This window comes from Bifidobacterium sp. LH_416 (assembly GCF_056357055.1).
Window position 1 is genome coordinate 485693 of record NZ_JBKEVJ010000002.1, and the last position, 18403, is coordinate 504095.

26 protein-coding genes are annotated in these 18403 nt (G+C 61.2%); 24 read left to right on the forward strand and 2 right to left on the reverse strand.

What is annotated here, in order from left to right:
• Positions 1-70 precede the first annotated feature (70 nt).
• The 15 genes from AC1AY0_RS06700 (at position 71) to AC1AY0_RS06770 (ending at position 11666) form a co-directional block, all read left to right on the forward strand.
• On the forward strand, positions 71-619 hold the full coding sequence (locus tag AC1AY0_RS06700; RefSeq protein WP_101626580.1) for a hypothetical protein: 549 nt from the start codon (positions 71-73) through the stop codon (positions 617-619).
• Positions 620-631: 12 nt separating this feature from the next.
• Positions 632-1570, forward strand: coding sequence for a phage major capsid protein (locus tag AC1AY0_RS06705; RefSeq protein WP_476523136.1), 939 nt, complete (start codon positions 632-634; stop codon positions 1568-1570).
• Position 1571: 1 nt separating this feature from the next.
• Positions 1572-2084 carry a head fiber protein gene (locus AC1AY0_RS06710; protein ID WP_476523135.1) on the forward strand — a complete coding sequence of 171 codons (513 nt, stop codon included), beginning with the start codon at positions 1572-1574 and terminating at the stop codon, positions 2082-2084.
• Positions 2085-2095: 11 nt separating this feature from the next.
• Complete coding sequence (locus AC1AY0_RS06715) at positions 2096-2593, forward strand: hypothetical protein (RefSeq protein WP_101626577.1); 498 nt, start codon at positions 2096-2098, stop codon at positions 2591-2593.
• Entirely contained in the window at positions 2590-3027 is a 438-nt protein-coding gene (locus AC1AY0_RS06720; RefSeq protein WP_101626576.1) for a DUF6093 family protein, read from the forward strand. Before AC1AY0_RS06715 ends, AC1AY0_RS06720 begins: the two co-directional genes overlap by 4 nt.
• A complete protein-coding gene (locus AC1AY0_RS06725) occupies positions 3027-3404 on the forward strand; it encodes a hypothetical protein (protein WP_101626575.1) in 378 nt (125 codons plus the stop codon). The genes AC1AY0_RS06720 and AC1AY0_RS06725 overlap by 1 nt, the downstream gene beginning before the upstream one ends.
• A complete protein-coding gene (locus AC1AY0_RS06730) occupies positions 3401-3781 on the forward strand; it encodes a hypothetical protein (RefSeq protein WP_101626574.1) in 381 nt (126 codons plus the stop codon). The genes AC1AY0_RS06725 and AC1AY0_RS06730 overlap by 4 nt, the downstream gene beginning before the upstream one ends.
• A 53-nt stretch (positions 3782-3834) precedes the next feature.
• Positions 3835-4347, forward strand: coding sequence for a phage tail tube protein (locus tag AC1AY0_RS06735; RefSeq protein ID WP_101626573.1), 513 nt, complete (start codon positions 3835-3837; stop codon positions 4345-4347).
• A gap of 112 nt (positions 4348-4459) precedes the next feature.
• Positions 4460-4981 (forward strand): hypothetical protein, encoded by a 522-nt coding sequence (locus tag AC1AY0_RS06740; RefSeq protein WP_101626572.1) that lies wholly within the window; start codon positions 4460-4462, stop codon positions 4979-4981.
• A 62-nt stretch (positions 4982-5043) separates the two neighbouring features.
• On the forward strand, positions 5044-5358 hold the full coding sequence (locus tag AC1AY0_RS06745; protein WP_101626571.1) for a hypothetical protein: 315 nt from the start codon (positions 5044-5046) through the stop codon (positions 5356-5358).
• 13 nt (positions 5359-5371) lie between these two features.
• Positions 5372-8737, forward strand: a complete 3366-nt coding sequence (locus AC1AY0_RS06750; RefSeq protein WP_207553067.1) for a phage tail tape measure protein — start codon at positions 5372-5374, stop codon at positions 8735-8737.
• Positions 8734-9564, forward strand: coding sequence for a hypothetical protein (locus AC1AY0_RS06755; protein WP_101626581.1), 831 nt, complete (start codon positions 8734-8736; stop codon positions 9562-9564). Before AC1AY0_RS06750 ends, AC1AY0_RS06755 begins: the two co-directional genes overlap by 4 nt.
• Positions 9555-10538 carry a hypothetical protein gene (locus tag AC1AY0_RS06760; protein WP_101626582.1) on the forward strand — a complete coding sequence of 328 codons (984 nt, stop codon included), beginning with the start codon at positions 9555-9557 and terminating at the stop codon, positions 10536-10538. The genes AC1AY0_RS06755 and AC1AY0_RS06760 overlap by 10 nt, the downstream gene beginning before the upstream one ends.
• Positions 10539-10552: 14 nt before the next feature.
• Positions 10553-10789 (forward strand): hypothetical protein, encoded by a 237-nt coding sequence (locus tag AC1AY0_RS06765; protein WP_101626583.1) that lies wholly within the window; start codon positions 10553-10555, stop codon positions 10787-10789.
• A 1-nt stretch (position 10790) separates the two neighbouring features.
• Entirely contained in the window at positions 10791-11666 is an 876-nt protein-coding gene (locus tag AC1AY0_RS06770) for a hypothetical protein (RefSeq protein WP_476526084.1), read from the forward strand.
• Here AC1AY0_RS06770 and AC1AY0_RS06775 read toward each other — a convergent pair.
• Together AC1AY0_RS06775 and AC1AY0_RS06780 are read right to left on the reverse strand one after the other, a co-directional pair.
• A complete protein-coding gene (locus tag AC1AY0_RS06775; protein ID WP_101626615.1) occupies positions 11663-11965 on the reverse strand; it encodes an H-type lectin domain-containing protein in 303 nt (100 codons plus the stop codon). The two genes, AC1AY0_RS06770 and AC1AY0_RS06775, sit on opposite strands and share 4 nt — an antisense overlap.
• On the reverse strand, positions 11941-12834 hold the full coding sequence (locus tag AC1AY0_RS06780; protein WP_476526087.1) for a site-specific integrase: 894 nt from the start codon (positions 12832-12834) through the stop codon (positions 11941-11943). The genes AC1AY0_RS06775 and AC1AY0_RS06780 overlap by 25 nt, the downstream gene beginning before the upstream one ends.
• A 39-nt stretch (positions 12835-12873) precedes the next feature.
• On the opposite strand from AC1AY0_RS06780, the gene AC1AY0_RS06785 reads away from it, so the two are divergent.
• From AC1AY0_RS06785 to AC1AY0_RS06825, 9 genes are all read left to right on the forward strand, one after another.
• Positions 12874-13320, forward strand: coding sequence for a hypothetical protein (locus tag AC1AY0_RS06785; protein ID WP_242689654.1), 447 nt, complete (start codon positions 12874-12876; stop codon positions 13318-13320).
• 35 nt (positions 13321-13355) lie between these two features.
• Positions 13356-14195: a hypothetical protein gene (locus AC1AY0_RS06790; RefSeq protein ID WP_101626601.1), complete on the forward strand. Its 840-nt coding sequence runs from the start codon at positions 13356-13358 to the stop codon at positions 14193-14195.
• Positions 14196-14199: 4 nt separating this feature from the next.
• Positions 14200-14901 (forward strand): hypothetical protein, encoded by a 702-nt coding sequence (locus AC1AY0_RS06795; RefSeq protein WP_476523133.1) that lies wholly within the window; start codon positions 14200-14202, stop codon positions 14899-14901.
• 36 nt (positions 14902-14937) lie between these two features.
• Entirely contained in the window at positions 14938-15471 is a 534-nt protein-coding gene (locus tag AC1AY0_RS06800; protein WP_476526089.1) for a hypothetical protein, read from the forward strand.
• A gap of 42 nt (positions 15472-15513) precedes the next feature.
• Entirely contained in the window at positions 15514-16041 is a 528-nt protein-coding gene (locus tag AC1AY0_RS06805; RefSeq protein WP_476526091.1) for a hypothetical protein, read from the forward strand.
• 41 nt (positions 16042-16082) lie between these two features.
• Positions 16083-16367 carry a hypothetical protein gene (locus AC1AY0_RS06810; RefSeq protein WP_476523129.1) on the forward strand — a complete coding sequence of 95 codons (285 nt, stop codon included), beginning with the start codon at positions 16083-16085 and terminating at the stop codon, positions 16365-16367.
• A 12-nt stretch (positions 16368-16379) separates the two neighbouring features.
• On the forward strand, positions 16380-16868 hold the full coding sequence (locus AC1AY0_RS06815) for a hypothetical protein (RefSeq protein ID WP_476526092.1): 489 nt from the start codon (positions 16380-16382) through the stop codon (positions 16866-16868).
• Between the two features lie 122 nt (positions 16869-16990).
• Positions 16991-17929: a peptidoglycan recognition protein family protein gene (locus AC1AY0_RS06820; protein ID WP_476523127.1), complete on the forward strand. Its 939-nt coding sequence runs from the start codon at positions 16991-16993 to the stop codon at positions 17927-17929.
• Entirely contained in the window at positions 17929-18264 is a 336-nt protein-coding gene (locus AC1AY0_RS06825; RefSeq protein ID WP_476523126.1) for a phage holin, read from the forward strand. The genes AC1AY0_RS06820 and AC1AY0_RS06825 overlap by 1 nt, the downstream gene beginning before the upstream one ends.
• Positions 18265-18403: the final 139 nt, after the last annotated feature.

Genomic DNA, 18403 nt, shown 5'->3' on the forward strand with positions numbered 1-18403 from the left:
TTCATCTAGCCCGTCATGAAGTTCATGGCGGGTTTTCTTATGCCCGCAGGACGGGCGGAAAGGAACCATCATGGCCGATGACGCCAACGAGCAGAACAACACTCCCGAACCTCCTGGCGGGCAGCAGAACACCGACACCGGGCAGAAGCCGCCGTGGGAGCGAGACGGAGAGGAATTCTCACCGGAAAAGGCATGGAATCTCATCCAGCATCTGCGTGAGGACAATTCGAAACTCAAAACCGCAAGCGAGGCCAGCAGCGCCAAGCTGCGCGAGATCGAGGACGCGAAGCTCACGGAACAGGAGAAGCTGCAGCGCGACCTCAAGGAGACTCGCGAACAGCTCGCCCAAGTCAACATGGCGAAGGCATGGGCCGAGGCCCGCGCCAAATACCCGTCTCTGACGGAACAGGATTTCGACCTCATCGGCGGCGACAACCCCGAAGAGGTCATGGACAAGGCCGCGAAGCTCGCGGCACGCATCGACGCACAGGCTGCGAAGGACGCGGACCAGAACAACATCAACCCATTGCAGCGCGTGCACGCCAAGCCATCCGGGGGAACCGACCCCACGTCGAATCCGGCAACGGATTGGCTGCGAGACGCGTTGACCAGCAAGTAAAAGGAGCCAAACATGGCATTCGACAACACCATCGGCCGCACCGACCTCGGCACGGCCCTCATCCCTGACGATGTTTCCCAGGAGATCATCCAGACCATGCCGGAATCATCCGTGCTGCTGACCCGCGCCAAGCGCGTGCCGATGAGCAGCATGAAGAAGACGCAGCCGGTTCTCGCCACCCTGCCGGAAGCCTACTGGGTTTCCGAGGGCGCGCTCAAGCAGACCAGCAAGACCGGCTGGGAGGACGTGCAAATCACCGCCGAAGAACTCGCGGTCATCGTCCCGATTCCGGATTCCGTCGTGGATGACGCGAAAATCAACCTGTGGGATACCGTCAAGCCGCTCATCACCGAAGCGTTCGGCAAGAAGGTCGATGCGGCCGGCATCTTCGGCGTTGACAAGCCTTCCACCTGGGGTGACGATATCCTCTCCGGCGCGAAGAAAGCCGGCGCCACCATCACGCAGGGCACCGGAACCGACCTCGCACAGGACGTCGCCAAACTCGGCGAAGTCCTGAGCAAGAAGGGTTTCGCCGTCAATGGTTTCGCCAGCCAGCCCGGCCTGAACTGGCAGCTCGTCGGCCTGCGCGACGCGAACGGCCAGCCCATCTACACGCCTTCCATTACCCAGGGCAATCCTGCCAGCCTGTACGGCTACCCGCTCAACGAGGTGAAGAACGGCGCATGGGATTCCACGAAGGCGGTGCTGCTCGCAGCCGATTGGACGAAGTTCGTGGTCGGTGTCCGTCAGGACATGACCTATCAGATCTTCGACCAGGGCGTCATCAGCGACGCTGACGGCAAGGTCATCTACAACCTCATGCAGCAGGATTCCAAGGCTCTGCGCGTGGTCATGCGCGTCGGCTTCCAGGTGGCCAACCCGGTCACCCGCGTCACCGGCAAGGGCACCCAGTATCCGGCCGGCTTCATCGTCCCGAAGGTCGGTGCCTGATATGGCCAAGCAGATACGATTCGTTTCCCAGCCGACCATTGTTGACGGCCAGGACGTAGCCGAAATCGCCGTGTTCGACGTCGATGATAATCCAGTCAACGTCGGCGGCTCCAAGGCCCCCGATGCGGGCAGCGTCACACCGGCCTCGCTCTCCGGCTATGACCCCAGCACAGGCCATTCCAAAATGGTCAAGGTGAAGGCGGACGGCTCCGGCTTCGATTTCGTGGATGATTCCACGACTCCGACCGCCGGCGCCATCACATCCGCAATGCTCGCACCGAACGCCGTGAACACCGCCGCCATTGGCGATGGACAGGTCACCGCGGCGAAGCTCGCCAAGGGCGTGATTCCCGCCGCCTACACGCTGCCAGCCGCCTCCGTCACCGCATTAGGCGGTGTGAAGAATGGCGTGGCCGTACCGAACGTGGCCGCAGACGCGGATGCGGCGGCGCTCGCCTCCGCGTTCAACAGCCTGCTCACCCAGCTGCGTGCGGCAGGCGTGATAGCGGCCTAAGGAGAACTCTTATGAGCAATCCGCTGCCGACATTCGCCACGAAAAACGATCTGGCCGAATGGCTCGGAGAATCCATCATTGAAGACGCCGACACGAAGCGTGCGGAACGTTGCCTTCGTGCCGCGTCGAACCGTATCCGCAGATACACGAAGCGCACATGGGTCGATGAGGCAGGCCAGCTCATCGACCCATTACCGGAGGACCTGCAGGATGTGTGTCTCGCTGCGGCGGGCAGATTCTACATGAATCCCGAAGGTGAGACCTCGTGGTCACGGCAGATCGACGACGGTATGGATGGCGGCAGCAGAAAAGTCGATGAAGCCGGCATCTATCTGACCGCCAGCGAGATGCAGACGTTGGACGATCTCGTGGCCGACCAATCACCGCTCATCGGCGGTCTGGGAGTCATCGGCATCACCCGAAACGAGCTGCCGAGTCTCGACATGAGCCCCTACTGGTTCGAGGACGATGATTATCCGGGCTATCTGAATGCGAGGGTGGTCGGATGAGCACGTTCCGTAAAGTCAGTCTCCGACGACTGCGCTCCTACGCTGAATCCCTGATGACGGATTCGTTCCGCATCACCCGTTACACGGGTGGAAGCGAAACGGATCCGGAAACGGGGTTGACCCGGCCGGTGATGGAGCTCGTGTATGAGGGCAAGGGGAAATTGCAGACCTCCGGTGGCGCGGCCTCGGATAAGGTGAGCGCCACCGGCTCTTCGAGCAATGTGGGCGGGAACGTGGCCGAATGGCTGCTCTACCTGCACCTGCCGATGAACGCCACCGGATTACGGGAGAAGGATATGGCCGAATGCACGGCCTCGTCCGATCCTGATCTGGTGGGCAGGCGCTTCCGCCTGGTCAACATGCAGTCCGAGAAAACTCATGCGACGGCGAGACGCTGGAACGTGCGCGAGATTCCGAAGGCTGGTGGTGGCTGATGGGCGTGGTCGATGTCGATGTGAGTCAGGTGAAGGCGTTCGCCGCCAAGCTGAAATCGGTGCCGATTCGCAAGCAGCGGCTTGTGACGGCGGCGGTGAAGCATGGCGCGCAGAACATCAAGACCGCGATACTCGCTGACGTGCGAACCTCCTCCAACAGGGGCATTTCACGAATCCCCGTCTCCTATGAAATGAAGGAGTCCGGCACCCTCGTGGAGGCGGATATCGCGCCGCCGAAGGGCGGTGCCGGCAATCTGGCGAACATCGCGTTCTTCGGCACGTCTCGCGGCGGCGGCACCCACCGTTTCTACGAGCACGGCGAGGAAGAATTCGAGACCACCGCCAAATACGTGCGGGAGGCGGCGAGCACCTTATGAAAACCAGTGAAGCCAAAGACCTCATCTGGGCGCTGTTGCCTTCCATGCCGCATTGGCGGGTGTACGAGGATGTGGCCACCGGTCCGGCCCCGCCATGGATCGTATGGCGCGTACGCTCCACTGACCGCACGGTCAACGAGGCGGTGAACGTGACCAGTCGCCTGTTCGAACTGGATATCCGCGTGGTAGCCGCCTATGCGAACGACGTGGATTCTGCGTGCGAGGCGTTCATGACGGCGTTGGATGGAGTGCATCCCCGTGGCATGGGCGCGTTGGTCCCATATTCGGATTCCGGCGTGTATGCGAGCGAACTGACCGACCCCGAAACCGGTCAGGCGTATGTGATGCGCGTCATCTCATGGAGATTCGGCCAATAGACCGGACATCCCCCCCTCTCTTATCAATCGTTATTCAAAGCAAGGAGCATATTATGCCGAACAATGTGAAGGCGTATCTCGAGGACGGTCGAGTAAAGACCATCTTCGTGCCGACCATCGCCAACGTGAAGAAGCCGACCATCGTGGAACTGACCACCGACGTGCTGGACCTCTCCTATTGGCTGACCTCCGACGGATGGAAGCTCACCCATTCGCAGGACATGATCGACGATGACCGAGAAGGTGCCGCCGCGGTTGGCCAGATTCCAGGCCAGGAGAAGTTCACGGACGGCACTCTGCAGGTGCTGGACAACGTGAACATCAAGGGCGAGACGAACGATGCGGTCGCTAAGCTCATCTCCGGCGCCACCGGCTACATCGTGCGTCGCCGCGGCAAGGCCACGGATGACCCGTTCGCGGCCGGCGACGTGGTGAGCGTGTTCCCGGTGGTCGTCGGTATCAAGACGCCGGTGGCGCATGCGTCGAACCAGCGTCAGCTGAGCACCATCAGCTTCTCCGCTGATCCGGGCTCTCAGGATGAGACCGCCGTGGTCACCGCCGCCTAACCCATTGATCTTCTCTCCCGCCGTTTTCTAGTCCTCTTTTCGCGACGGGAGGGACTTCTTTTTTGTGAGACATATGAAAGAGGACATCATTCTTCAGAAAAAGAGGCGACATATGGAACTTCAGGTGCACTCCCCCTATACGAGCGTGGAAATTGTCACGAACATGACCGCGTTGCGCGCGGCCATCGAACTGACCAACCGGATCAACGAGCTCAAGGCCTTGGAGAATATGACCGAGGCCGAAGCGTCGGCCGCACGCGGCGAACGTGAAAAACTCGCAAAACAACTCAGCAAAACCGTGCAGGACGTGCAAAAGAGCACACTGACCGTCACGCTTGAGGGGTTACGTGCCAACGAATGGAACCAGCTGATCCTGCGCTGCACCAGCATGGAGAACGGGCGCCAGTCCCGCGACATGAATCGGCTGCTGCAGCTCGCGTTCCCGCGCATGCTGCGTGCCATCAAGGATCCGGTAGGCAAGGCCATGGAAGCGTCACCGGAATCGGTGAAGACCTTATTGGATAGTCTCACCGACTCGCAGACGGCGGAAATCCTCACGACCATCCAGGAACTGAACACTCCGGTCACCAGCCTCCCAAAAGAGACGTTGACGTTGCTGGCATCACTGAACTAGCCGACATCATCGGCAACGACCCGCAACTGCTCGCGTCCCTACGCTGCGCACGGCAACTGGGTATGAGCCTCAAACGCTTCAACGGCTGGACGCCAGCCGATGATGATGCAGTGGAATGGGATGAGACGGAGCGCATGTGGATGCTCGCTTTGCAATCCTATGAGAATCGCATCTGCCCGTTGTGCGGCATGGATACGCGCGTCTGTCATGATCAGGACGCGTTCGAAGCATTGCGGTTGAAGGGCGAAGTGGAATTGTGCTTCGCCGCCTATGAGCGGAACCGGGCGTTGGAGGAATACCGGGGGTCCGGTTCTCCGGATCCGAACGCATCAGGCGCGTTGACCACCAGTCTTACGCGGAAACCAGTCAGAATCTAGAGAAAGGCGGCGTATGGCCGGTTTGAATGAGAACATCATGATCCGGCTCATGGCCGACACGTCGAACTACACGACCAGGATGCAGGCCGCAAGCGCGCAGGCGTCGAAACTGTCCACCGCGTTGGAGAAGCCGATGACCACCGGTCAGAAGATCGGCGCCGGCCTCACCAAGGTCGGCTTGGCGGTCGGTGCCGTGAGCGCCGCAGTGGGCGTGGCCGCGGTGACCACGTTCGCCCAGTTCGATGCGGCCATGAGCACCGTGCAGGCCAACACGGGGGCTTCCGCCGCGGAATTGGACAAGCTGCGTCAGGCGGCCATCGACGCGGGCGCGAACACCGTGTACAACGCGCAGGAGGCGGCCGACGCGATCAACGAGCTCGGCAAGGCCGGCATGAGCACCACCGATATTCTCTCCGGCGGTCTTTCCGGAGCGTTGAACCTCGCCGCGTCCGACGGCATGCAGGTATCCGAGGCGGCGGAGCTCATGAGCTCCGCCATGGCCCAGTTCAACCTGACCGGAAAACAGGCCGGCAATGTGGCTGACGCGTTGGCGGCTGGCGCAGGCAAGGCACAAGGTTCGGCCCGTGACTTGGGTTATGCGTTGCAACAGTCCGGCATGGTCGCCAATTCGTTTGGCATCGGCATGACGGAGACCGTGGGCACGCTCACCGCGTTCGCGAACGCAGGCATGATCGGCTCGGACGCTGGCACCAGTCTGAAGACCATGCTCATTTCGCTGGCGAATCCAAGCACCAAGGCGAAGAACCTGATGCAGGAGCTCGGCATCAACGCGTACGACGCGCAAGGCAACTTCATCGGCTTGGCCAATCTCGCCGGCCAATTGCAGGACAAGATGGGCGGGCTCACGCAGGAGCAGCGCAACCAGGCGTTGGCCACCATCTTCGGCTCCGATGCCATCCGCGCAGCCAACGTGCTCTACAACGAGGGCGCGAAGGGCATCGACAAGTGGACGAAGAAGGTCGAGGACTCCGGTTTCGCGGCGCAGCAGGCCGCGGCCAAGAACGATAACCTCAAAGGCGACCTGGAGAACCTGAGCGGCAGTTTCGAAAGCATGCTCATCACCATCGGCAGCGGAGCCAACGGCCCACTACGCTCCCTCGTGCAGACGCTCGACACGGTGGTGGACGCGTTCAGCAGCCTGCCCGCACCCGTCCAGCAGGGTACTGTGCTGCTTGGGGCGGCCGGCGGTGCGGTCGCCGCATTACACAAGCAGTTCGGCCCATTGGCGGAGAGCAGCAGCGCCACCTCGCAGAAACTCGGACTGCTCATAGATCCGATTCAAAGGCTCACCACAGCAGGCCCGCAGCTCAAGGACGGTTTCGTCATGCTGGGAGGCGTGTTCAAGACCACATTCGAATCGCTGAGCTCGGGCACTCCCGTTATCGGCACGTCCACGGCCGCCATGTCCGGTCTCAAAAACATCGGAAGCGGAGTCGTGGACCTACTGGGAGGCCCTTGGGGTATAGCCATGACAGCAGCCGGCGCTGCAATCGGCTATTTCGCCAATAAAGCCGCCGTGGCCAAGCAGGAGACGCAGAACCTCTCCAACGCAATGGAATCCGGTCAGGATGCGGCCACCGCATTGGCGAACGCCATCATCAAAGGCGACTGGGGCAGTGATCTCGGATTCCTGAACTCGTCAAAGGACGTGAAGAACCTCAATGACGCGTTGAAGGCATGCGGAGTCAGCGCCGCCACCTTCAGCCAGGCCGCGGCAGGCAACAAGCAGGCGCTCAAGGAAGTCAACCAGGCACTCAAGGAACATGAGGAAGCCAACGATCGGTGGGTTCACGGCATCAACGTCGGCAAGGCGCAATCCGATCTCATCCGCGACTCCCTGCAAAAAGCCAGTGACCAGATCGGGGCCAACAAGGAGCAGACGAAGGAACTGGCCGACGCCAACGAACAGTTAGGTGAATCAGGCACAGAAGCGGCAGACGGATTGAACCAGACAGCCAATGCCGCCGATGATGCCGCCGACGCGGCTAGCATCCTCGCGAACAACTTCGGAGCCACCACCGACGGCATCAACGAGCAGGCCGCGGCATTGGGCGAGGTCACCGACGCGCTCAGCACCTACTACGGGTTCAGCACGAGCGCTTCGGATGCGTTGATCTCCATGCATGACGCGTTCGACAAGGCCACCAAGGCGGCTCAGGAGAACGGTCAGACTCTTGACCTGAACACGGAGAAGGGTCGCAGCAACCAGAGCGCGTTGAACGATATCGCCGACAGCGCGTTGAAGGCGGCTGAAGCGCAAGCCAAAAACGGCAGCAGCATGGATGAGATCAACGGCACGTTGGACACGGCCCGAGAGAACTACATCAAAGCCGCCGAAGCGATGGGCATGCTGCCCGAGGATGCGGAAGCCGCCGCCAACGCGGCCGGACTCACATCAAGCGAGTTCGAACGATTGGCGAAAAGCATCGGCCTCATCCCGGACAGCAAGATCATCAACGTGAACTCCGACACGGGTGAAGCCGAAGGCCAATTGCAGGCGTTGGGCGTCACCGTGGAGACCCTGCCGGACGGCACCGTCAAGATCGGCGGAGACAACACGGATGCCATCGCCGCGATAGCCGCGGTCAACGGATTGCCCGTGGATTCGAAAACCGGCACCGTCACACTGGACTCCAGCCAGTACAACATCGCGTTGGCATTGGCGAACGGTGCGACCATCGACAAGAAAACCGGTTATCTGGTCGGTGACGGCAGTGACCTGCTCGCCAAGGTCGCGCAGGCCAACGGTTGGAAAATCGACACGAAGACCGGAGTCATCTCCGGCAACGATGGCCCGTTCCAATCAACAGCCAAGGCCGTGGAGAACAAGAAGATCGCAGGCAAGACCGTGAAGGTCGATGCCGATGCTTCCAGTTTCTGGGGCACCGTCAACGGCATTCTCGGCAAAGTGTTCAAGGTCAACATCGGCAGCGATGCGAAAGCTCACGGTGGTCTCATCGGCTACGCTTCGGGCGGTCTCATGGGGCGTGACGGCATTCCGAAATACGCTTCCGGCGGCTACGGCCTGCTGGGCGGCGTAGGCAGCAAGGTCAGCGATTCGAACCTCATCTGGGCATCACGCGGCGAGTACATGATGAAGGCTCGCGCCGTGGACCATTACGGCGTCGGCTTCATGGACTCCGTGAACACAATGCGCTACCAGCCCGACCAGGGCACCATGTATCTGCCGGCACCCAGTCTGGATGCGACGCCGAACACGATGCTGGTCGAATCGAATCAGGCCGTCATCAACGCCATCGACTCGTTCCACGAGGACATCGGCCCGCTGATAGCCATGTATGCGCCGCAGATCGGCAAACGCGACTTCCAACGACTCACACGGGAGGCACTGCGGTGAAAACCTTCACATACACCAGTTCCACCGGCTCCACGGTGAACCTATATGAGCCGGTGGGGCTGCTGGTCGGTCAGATCATGGAGCTGCGCACCCGCCAATGGGATTGGACGCTCGGCTACCGGAGCCTGACCGCGAACCGGCCCGCCCGCACCGTGAAGTTCACGGCCCTCTGCCGCAGTCAGAGCATGTTGGAAGCGGCGGAACGCCTGTTCGACGCGGATGTGCGCGCCTATGTGGAGGAGCAGGTGAAACCCGGCATGCTGGAGGTGGACGGCTGGCGGCAGACCGCGCTCATCGTCAAGGCGGAACCCGATTACGTGAGTCCCCAGTTGACGCGCGTGGAATTCACCGCCGCATTGTTCGACGGCGTATGGCACAAGCCGGTGACCCGCCAGTTCAGCCGGAACACAGCACGGTATACGAGCGGCAAGGGATATTCGTACGACTACCGATATGATTACGTGCCGACCCGTGCCAGTGCAGTATTGTCGAACGATTCCGCATTGCCGAGCCGTGTGAAATACATCATCTACGGTGCCGCCACTTCTCCCGCCATCACCATCGGCGGCAATAAGGTGATAGCCGACGTGAGCATCCCCTCCGGCGGCTATCTCATCATCGATGGCACCGGGTCGCCCCGAACCGCCGTATTGACCGCCGCGAACGGCGACCAGACGAACGTGTTCGACAAGCTGCGAAGAGACCAGGCGAACAACGAATACGCGTTCGCCACGTTGCAGCCCGGCGTCAGCCAGGTCAGCTGGGATGAATCGTTCAGCTTCGACATCGAATATTGGATGGAGAGGACCGGCCTGCCATGGACGTGATATGGACGAATCCCAGCCATGTGCCGCAGGGCGAGCTGGTCAGCCCCGCATTGGATATCCAATACGGTGACGAGGGCAACGATTTCGAACTCACCCACTCCACCAGCGATGTCGTGCTGGCGGACGGTTGCCTGATCGGGGTGGAGGGAGCCGAATACGGTGGCCGTGTGGACGGCATTCGCGTCGAGATGAGCGACGGGCATTCCGAATACACAGCCACGGGCCGCACCTGGCATGGCATGCTCGCCGGCAAGATCATCCAACCCGATTCGGGCATGAACCGGCTCATACTGTCCGGAGACGCGAACAACGTCATCCGCACCATCATCAGCCGAATCGGATTAACGGACACGTTCACCGTGCCCGCCACGAATAGCGGAATCACGGTCAGTGCCTACGCGTTCCACCGGTATTGCACCGCATGGGACGGGTTGCGCATGATGCTCACCAATGTGGGGGCACGGTTGAACATGAGATTCATCAACGGCGCATGCCAGCTGGAGGCGGTGAAATCCTCCACGTATGGCGGCGCGGACAGCGACCAGCGCGTGGATTTCACCGCCAAACGCGCATACACGCAGGTCAACCATCTCATCGGCCTCGGCAAAGGCGAGCTGAAGGACCGTGCGGTCAGCCACTGGTATGCGGACGAGCAGGGCAACATAAGCCAAACCCAATCGCTCACCGGCAGCCGGGAAATCTGCCAGACCTACGAGCTCACCACCAGCGAAGGCAGCGAACTAGCGGACAAGACCCGCGACAAGCTCAAGGAACTATGGGCGCAGGGCACCGTGGAACTCGACCTGCCCGACGATCTGAATCTGCATGTGGACGACCATGTGAGAGCCTATGATGCCACGACCGGCATCAGCGTGGACTCCCCCATCGTGCGCATCAGCATGAAACTCAAGAACGGCATACCCAAGGTCAGCTATGAGACCGGCTCATACGACTGGCCGCAGGAAGAAGCCTAGAAAGGATAAACGCCATGCCGAAATACGAGAACATCACCCAATACGAGTGCGACCGCACCGGATGCCCCATCAAGGAATACGTCTCACCGAACGAAACCGCGTCCCCCGACTGGCACGAACTCACCCGAATCGACCGCAACGGCAACGAGAAGCATTTCCTCCTGTGCGGCACTGATTACAAGGACTACCTGCAGTTGGCCGAGAATCAGGACAAGGATTTCGACCTGTGGATGCAGCAGGGAGGCAAGTGACATGGGCGCGGTACTGGTAACCGGATCACTGGGAGGCGACCAGCCCCACGTGACCAGCGCGCAGGACGGTCTCCTACATGCCGGCATGCTCGGTCGTGGCGGCTACCTGTTGCAGACCCGCAACTGGACGCAATTGCCGTCGGCGAAGAATTCGAACACCATCACCATCCCCGCGTGGGATATCGTGATGGAAGGCCGTCAGGTCATGATCGACCAGCCCACCGATGTGACGATCCAATCCGGTTCGCAGGGCGTGAAACGTCGCGACCTGATCGTGGTCCGTTACACGATGAACGCGAGCACGGGCGTCGAAGCGGTGAACCTGGTCGCCATCAAAGGCACCGCGGCAGCTTCCCCTGTGGATCCCGCCTATAATACGGGCAGCATCATCAGCGGCGCCCTCACTTCCGACCTGCCGTTATGCCGTGTGAGCATCGACGGTATCAACGTCACCGGTGTTGATGTGTTGGTGAATGTGCTGGCGCCGTTGAGCAGCGTGTGGGATTCGCTAACCCAGCCGCTCAAATACGCGCGGTTCAGTATGCAGAACACGGGGAGTTTCCCACCTGACATGTATGGCGGCGGCATGCAGATCATCGTGGACGAGCGCAACCGTCTGCTCCACGTGGACCTGTCCGGCTTCCGCAGCACGGTCAACGTGGGCGACTACGGCGTGTTCCAGCACGCCTCCGGCGTGAAGCCCTCGAAACCCGTGTATCTCGGCTGCCTGTGGGCGATACCGTCCGGCAACTTCGGCAAGAATGCCACCTGGAATGTGGACGGCAGCATCACCGTGGTCGGCTCCCTGACCAACGGGGACAGGTGCCTGCACACTCCCCGCAGCCTGCCGATACCGGACGGCGTGACCTTCGCCTAGGCGAGTTTGCCGTAGGCCACCGCGTACACGTGGCCCTCGATACCATTGGCTTGTTCACCGATGTTCTTGATTGCGATGGTGCAGCCGGTCGTGGTAACTGATGTGACGGAGCATGAATAAATGTTGTCGTTCGCATACCAGCCGACCACGGTGGGTATTTCCGCGAACGGCTTCGGCCATGCCGCCTGCTGGACCGTCACCGCGTTCGGCTGCAACACCCCACGGACCACGCCGCCATCGGCACGCTGGAAACCGTGATGGGTTAGCGAATCCCTCAGCGTATGAGGGCGTGCTCCCATACGCGTTGGGCTTCGCGCAGTATCTCGCTGTCAGGGCGTAGGTAGTAGCGGGCCGTGGTGGCGATTGACGAGTGACCTAACGCGCGGCTGACCACCGCCACGTCCACGCCGGCGCCCAACGCGGTGCTGGCCCAACTGTGGCGCAGGTTGCGGCGTGGCACATACGGCAGGTTCTGTGACCTGCACCATGCGGCGTAGCGTCTGGCGACCTGACCTGGATTCAATAAGCCGATGAGACGGCCGCCCTCATGCGGTCTGATCTCGCGCAGTCTCAATACCGCGAATCTGGGGAGCACGACGGTGCGGCGCGATAGCTCGGTCTTCGGCTCCACGATCACCTCGTGTCCGTCCACCCACTGCAATCCGCGTCGGACCTTGACCTTGCCTGTATTGAGGTTCAGATCGTTCCATTCCAATCCAAGGGCTTCCTCGGTGCGCAGTCCGAGGCATACGCTGCAGAGCAGCCAGGCCTCGAGCTCGTGCCCGTGAAACCCGCGCAGCAATTGCCGTATCTGGCGGATGTCCAGCACTTCCGGCTCATAGCCGCTGGGCTTGGGTGGCGTGACCCTGTCGGTCACGTCCACATCCAGTAATCCGAGCCGTACCGCTGCTCGCAGCATCTGCCGGAGCACGGCCCAGGATTTACGCGCCGCACCGGCCGGCGTTATCGAGTCCAGCCACGACTGGATGCGCGGTCCAGTCAGATACGCCAGCTCCATGTCACCCAATTCGGGTCGTATGTGCCGTTGCCATGCGCTCCGGTATCCAACGCGCGTGCATTCGCGTAGTCTGCCGCACGCCGGCCAATACAACCGTTCCCAATATTCGTTCAACAGCATTTTCAACCTCCGGAAACCCGCACGCCGCATGGCCGTCCCAAGCGGATGATCGTGCGGGTTTTCGGCTCAATGATGAAGGAGGAGGCCAATGTGCCAGTAGATGATTTGCCCGTGTGGGCGGTGATGCTGAGCGCCCTGCTGGGCAGCGGGGCCACGGCCCCGATCACGGCATGGCTGCTACGACGGTTCGACCGCCGCGAACGCACCATCACACGCGAGGAACTGGACGCAGCGCTCGCGGATTCCGCCACCATCCGTGATCTGCAATCCAAACTGGACAGGGATTACGAGCGGCTGGAGTCATCGGAACGCGACCGCCGGCATTTACGGCTGGACGTGCTCCGCCTGGACCTGTTCGCGCATACCAGGAGCCGTACACAGCATGAACGTCAATTGGAGGCCGGCAAAGAATACATCGACCTGGGTGGCAACGGGTACGGGCACGCGCGCTACGAGGCGTTGAAGACCGACTACGTGCGCCGTGAGACCGCATGCGATTGGGAATACCAGCAGTAAGACAAGGAAAACCAAATGATCCTGAGGAGGAGATTATGACACAGGTGCATATCAGCATCAAGAAGGCGAACGCGGACGGTTCGCTGGAACCGGTGGGGGGCAAACTGCGTTTCCGTCCAGTCCGCCGTCATTTCGACACGGCCAAGAACCTGATCGTCGCGGAACCGTTCGAGGCGGCGCTCGCGGCTGACGGCACGGTGACGGTGACGCTCATGCCAACCACGCCCGCATACGTGTGGCAGATCGTCGAATTGGCGGACTCGCCGCTCGCGTATACGCGTTATGTGGAGGTGCCGGATTCGAAAACCACCGTCGAGTACGCGGATCTGGACGATGTGGATCCGGCCACGTTCCAACCGGATGCGGTTGCCGGCTCGCCGTTGGTGAATTGGATGGTCGTGGGCTCATTGACGGAGGCGGAGGCGCAGAGCGAAGCGTATCCGGCCCGTCTGGTCATCTATCCGGTGGACGCGACCGAGAGCCGGGCGCGTGAGATCATGGCCAGCCTCGAGCAGTTGCAGGCCGACGCGTCCACGGCCGCCGCGCGTACCAGCGCGTTGAAATCCCAGGCCGTGCAGGACGCGGGTATGGTGGCGGACGCGGCCAACGGTCTCGCCGCGGTGACCATCGCCGCCGATACGGCGCGCGAGTCCATCCGGGCGAAGAGCGATGAGGCGAGCGTGGCCATCGACGGCATCGTGCAAAGCGTGCAGGAAAAAGCGAACACGGGCATCGCGGACATCCAGCAGGCCGAGGATTCGGTCAAGGATGATTCCACCGTCCATGACGGTTCGATGCCGGGTGTCCAGACCGGTGACGGTTCGACCACGGATGTGACGGACGTGGATGCCGGCGGCACGCCCGTGGAGGAGTAGTCCCATGCCTGTGTATGTGAACGGCGTGGAAATCGGCCAGCCCTATCTGAACGGCCGATTGATGAACGCGCTTTACAACGGCCGCAAAGTCTGGGCGACTCCGGCCGACACGGTGACCGGCGTGGAAATCCTCGCATCGGATGGCAAGCCTGCCCCCACCACGTTGCCCATCAACGGGTCGGTGGAGTTGGCTGCCCGCGCCACGTATGCTGACGGGCATAAGAGCGAACTGTTGACCACGGAGCACGTGTTCTGGAAATCATTGGACGAATCGGTGGCCACGGTTTCGGGCAACACGGTCACATGGGTGCATGGCGGCACTGCCATGATAACCGCGAAAATCGGCGGATTCACGTCCGCCGCCTTGTCGCTGGCGGCGGGTTATGAGCCTGAGTCCGTGAGCGTGTTGGATGATGCGGGCAAGCCGGTCGAATCAATCGCGTTGCGTGTGGGCGAGAGCGTGAATCTCAGGGTGCGTATCCTGCCCGAGGCGGCAGCGCAGGAGTTCACGGCCAGCACCGTCGAACCGGGTATCGCCGTGGTGGGCGACGCGAAGCCGACCGGCATCGCCGTCACCCCGGAATCACTCACATTGCGTGTGGGCGAATCCGCCAGCCTGAACGTGAGCATCCTGCCGGATTACGCGCCGCAGGACTACACGGTCAACGTCAAGGACACGGCCATCGCCAATATCACGAAACAGTAAGGAGCATCATCATGACAGAAGCATTTAGGGGGGGGGGTGGCCGTAACCGGCCTCACCCCAGGTGAAACAACACTGAACATCACCACCGGCAACGGGGTGGCGAAACAAGTGCCCGTGCAGGTGCGGGAGAACCTGTTGAAGGACTGGCCGACAGCCACGTTCACCACGGCATCCGACAACACGGGAATCCTGCCGTCGTACACGATCACGGGCAACGTCATGACCATCACCGGCAAGACCGGCACCACCGACCAGCGGGTCACCACGCGCGTGAACCTGCCAGCCGGATTCGGCAGCAAGGTCACGGTCGGATTGGATTACACGGGGCCCGAGCTGACGGCGGACTCGACGCTCACACCCAACCTGATGACGGTCATCTCCGTAGGCGACCACTACAAGCCCGTCGCCACGCTCCCGCTGCCCGAAAAGGTCACGCCCGGCCACTACCGGCTCGACGCGACGCTGCTGACCGGAGCCACGCAGGTCGAACTGCGCATCGGCGCGTTCACGACCACCCCGTTCACCGTCACACGGCTCGCCGTGATGAAGACCAGCGAATACGTAGAATGACAGCCCCACCATATGGGGCTTTATCTTTAAGGAGGCCCCATTATGGGTGCTATCAACATCACCGGCAAAACCATGGGCTCGACCCAGGCGACGCTCACAGCCGGAACAATCAACAGGAATCTGCCAATCACGGTGAAATCCACGAACCTGCTCGCCTACGGGCCCGCCACCGGCAACGGGTTGACCGCCACCGTCAACACTGACGGCAAACTCACCATCGCCGGCAGCGTGGAAGCCCAACAGAAAGGCCTGCACTGGACGAGCCCCCTACCATCCGACGTGAAAGGCAAGACCGTCACCTACAAAGGAACCGCGCCAACCGGCATGTACTCGTATGTCGCGTTCCTCACAAGCGATGGACTCCAAGTCGGCGACCTCGCGTTGAACGGCCCGGTGACCGTGCCCACGAACGCGGCCAGCTTCGACCTGCGCCTGCTGACCGGAGGCGCGTACACGCCAGGAACCGTCATCAACGGCACGTTCGACCCGCGGCTTTCCCTCGGAGACACCGCGCTCGACTGGATGAAACCTGACGACACGACGCTTCAGGGGGGGGGGGCGGTGAACTAGCCAACCTGTGGCCCGTGTTCGCGTCGGGCTCATACTACGGCGTGGAATGCAAAGCGGAAAACGGCTCATACACGCTGACCGGCACAACAACCCAATGGGGAGGAATCTACAAGGACATCACATTGGAGGCCGGCCACTACACGCTCTCCAAGCAGGGAGCCGATATCAAGGTCACACTCCAATACCCGCCCGCGTCACCAACCAAAACCTATAACGCGCCGGCATCGTTCACGCTCGACGTTCCCACGCTGGTCCGCTGCCAGTTGACGTTGGAACCGTCGAAAACGTATGCGGGCACCATCACACCATTCCTCTACAAACTCTAAGGAGCAAACAATATGAGTGATAACACGATTCAACGTTTAGGGGGGGGGGTGAGCGCAACAGCGCTCACTCCCGGTGAAACCCAACTCACCATCCAAACCGGAGGTATCACGAAAACGGTTCCCGTCACCGTATACCCGGCCGGACTCTACCCGATACTCGACGATCAACTGCCCTACTCCAACAACGGGGTCACGTTCACGCGCGGCTCCACTCCCGGCAGCGTGCACGTGAAGGGAACCGCCACCAAGTGGGCCAGCATCTCCGTCAACATCAGGTTGCAGGCGGGCGAATACACGCTCGCCTGCAAGGGAGCGAACAACTGGGACTACGGCGTACAAGTCACGATGCCGGGCGAAGACGCAAACAACCTCAAAGCCCCCAGCGACACGCAACCGGTCACCGGCACACTGGCGGACGGCGAATACTACTGCGAACTATTCGTAAACGAAAACCAGACCGTGGACCTCGACCTGACGCCCACACTCATCAAAAACAAATAACCCAACAGACCCCGATAGCCATACAGCTACCGGGGTCTATCCATATGCAAGCCATTCCCAGTAAAAGCCCGAAACCCTCTGCGGTTCCGGGCTTTTTCATACCCGAAAGGAGGAGCCTCGCCTTGAAGAATTGGGAAACGTTGGAAGCGGACGAGAACCTGATCCTCTCCAAGCATTACACGCCCGGCCGCGCCGGCCACACGATCAAAGGCGTCGCATTGCACCACAATGCGGGCAATCTGAACGCCCGGCAGATCTACGACGTGTGGCAGACCCGTCAGGCCAGCGCCCACTATCAGGTGGACGCGAACGGCCATATCAGCCAGCACGTGTGGGATACGGACACCGCATGGGCTTTGGGAAACTGGAACGCGAACCTCGACTACATCAGCATCGAGCACGCCGACATCAGCAGCAGCCCGTGGGCCGTCAGCGACGCCACGTTGGACAACGGCGCTCACCTGACCGCCGCCATCTGCAAACACTACAAGCTAGGCCGACCCACGTGGAACGTGAACGTGTTCCCCCACAGCCGGTTCAGCCAAACCCAATGCCCGGCCTCATTGGCCGGCTCCCAGAACGCGGCCTACATGGCACGCGCCCAGCAATGGTACGACCACATGACGGGCGGATCGGCCGCACCGTCAACCAACACCACAACCAACACCAACGATGGAGGATTACCCATGGCATCTTGCATGATCCGTAACGACGATACCGGTTTGATCTATTACTGGAGCCCCGAATCCGGTCTTACCGGCCTGACTCACCCCGATCAGGCGAAGCTCCTGGAATTGGCCGGCGTGAAGACCGTGCACGGCAACAACGGCTGCCCGTGGTGGGGCCGCGCACAGGAGATCACCACCATGGTCCAGGCTCACACGCTCGCCTATGAGACCGCGCAGACCGCCGCATTGGAAGCCCTCGCGAAGAACATGGGCGCGAACCCGGAGGACATCACCAACGCGGTCAAGACCAGCGTGGAAGCCGCGTTGAAGAACCTGAGCATCACGCTCACCAACAACGCGAAGAGCGACGACGGCTCGAAGGAGGCCAAGTGATGGCCGCAGCACCCGAAACCACCACCCCTGAAACCACCGAGATTGACACGATCGGCGCGATGCCGGTGAACACGCCAGGCAAGGCCGACCACGCGGCATCCGACCTGAACGGCGACAACGTGCCCGACTGGCTCATCCCCAGCCGCGTGTACGACGTGCTGAAATGGGTGGCGCTCGTCGTCCTCCCAGCACTCTCCGTACTCGTCGCGGCATTGGGAGCCACATGGGGGTGGGGTGATATCGCCGGCCAGATCGCCACCAGCATCAACGCCGTCACCCTGTTCCTCGGCGTCGTCATCGGAGCCAGCGCCATCAAAGCCAACACCGGCAAGTGATGTGAAAAACGGCGTGGAAAATTTCAAAACCACGGAAAATTTCAAAACCGTGGATTATTTCACGCCGGCAAGTCCTAATGGAATAATTCACGCCCGAAATTAAGAAACCGCCCTGTCCGGCTCACAGCTCTTCTGCTGC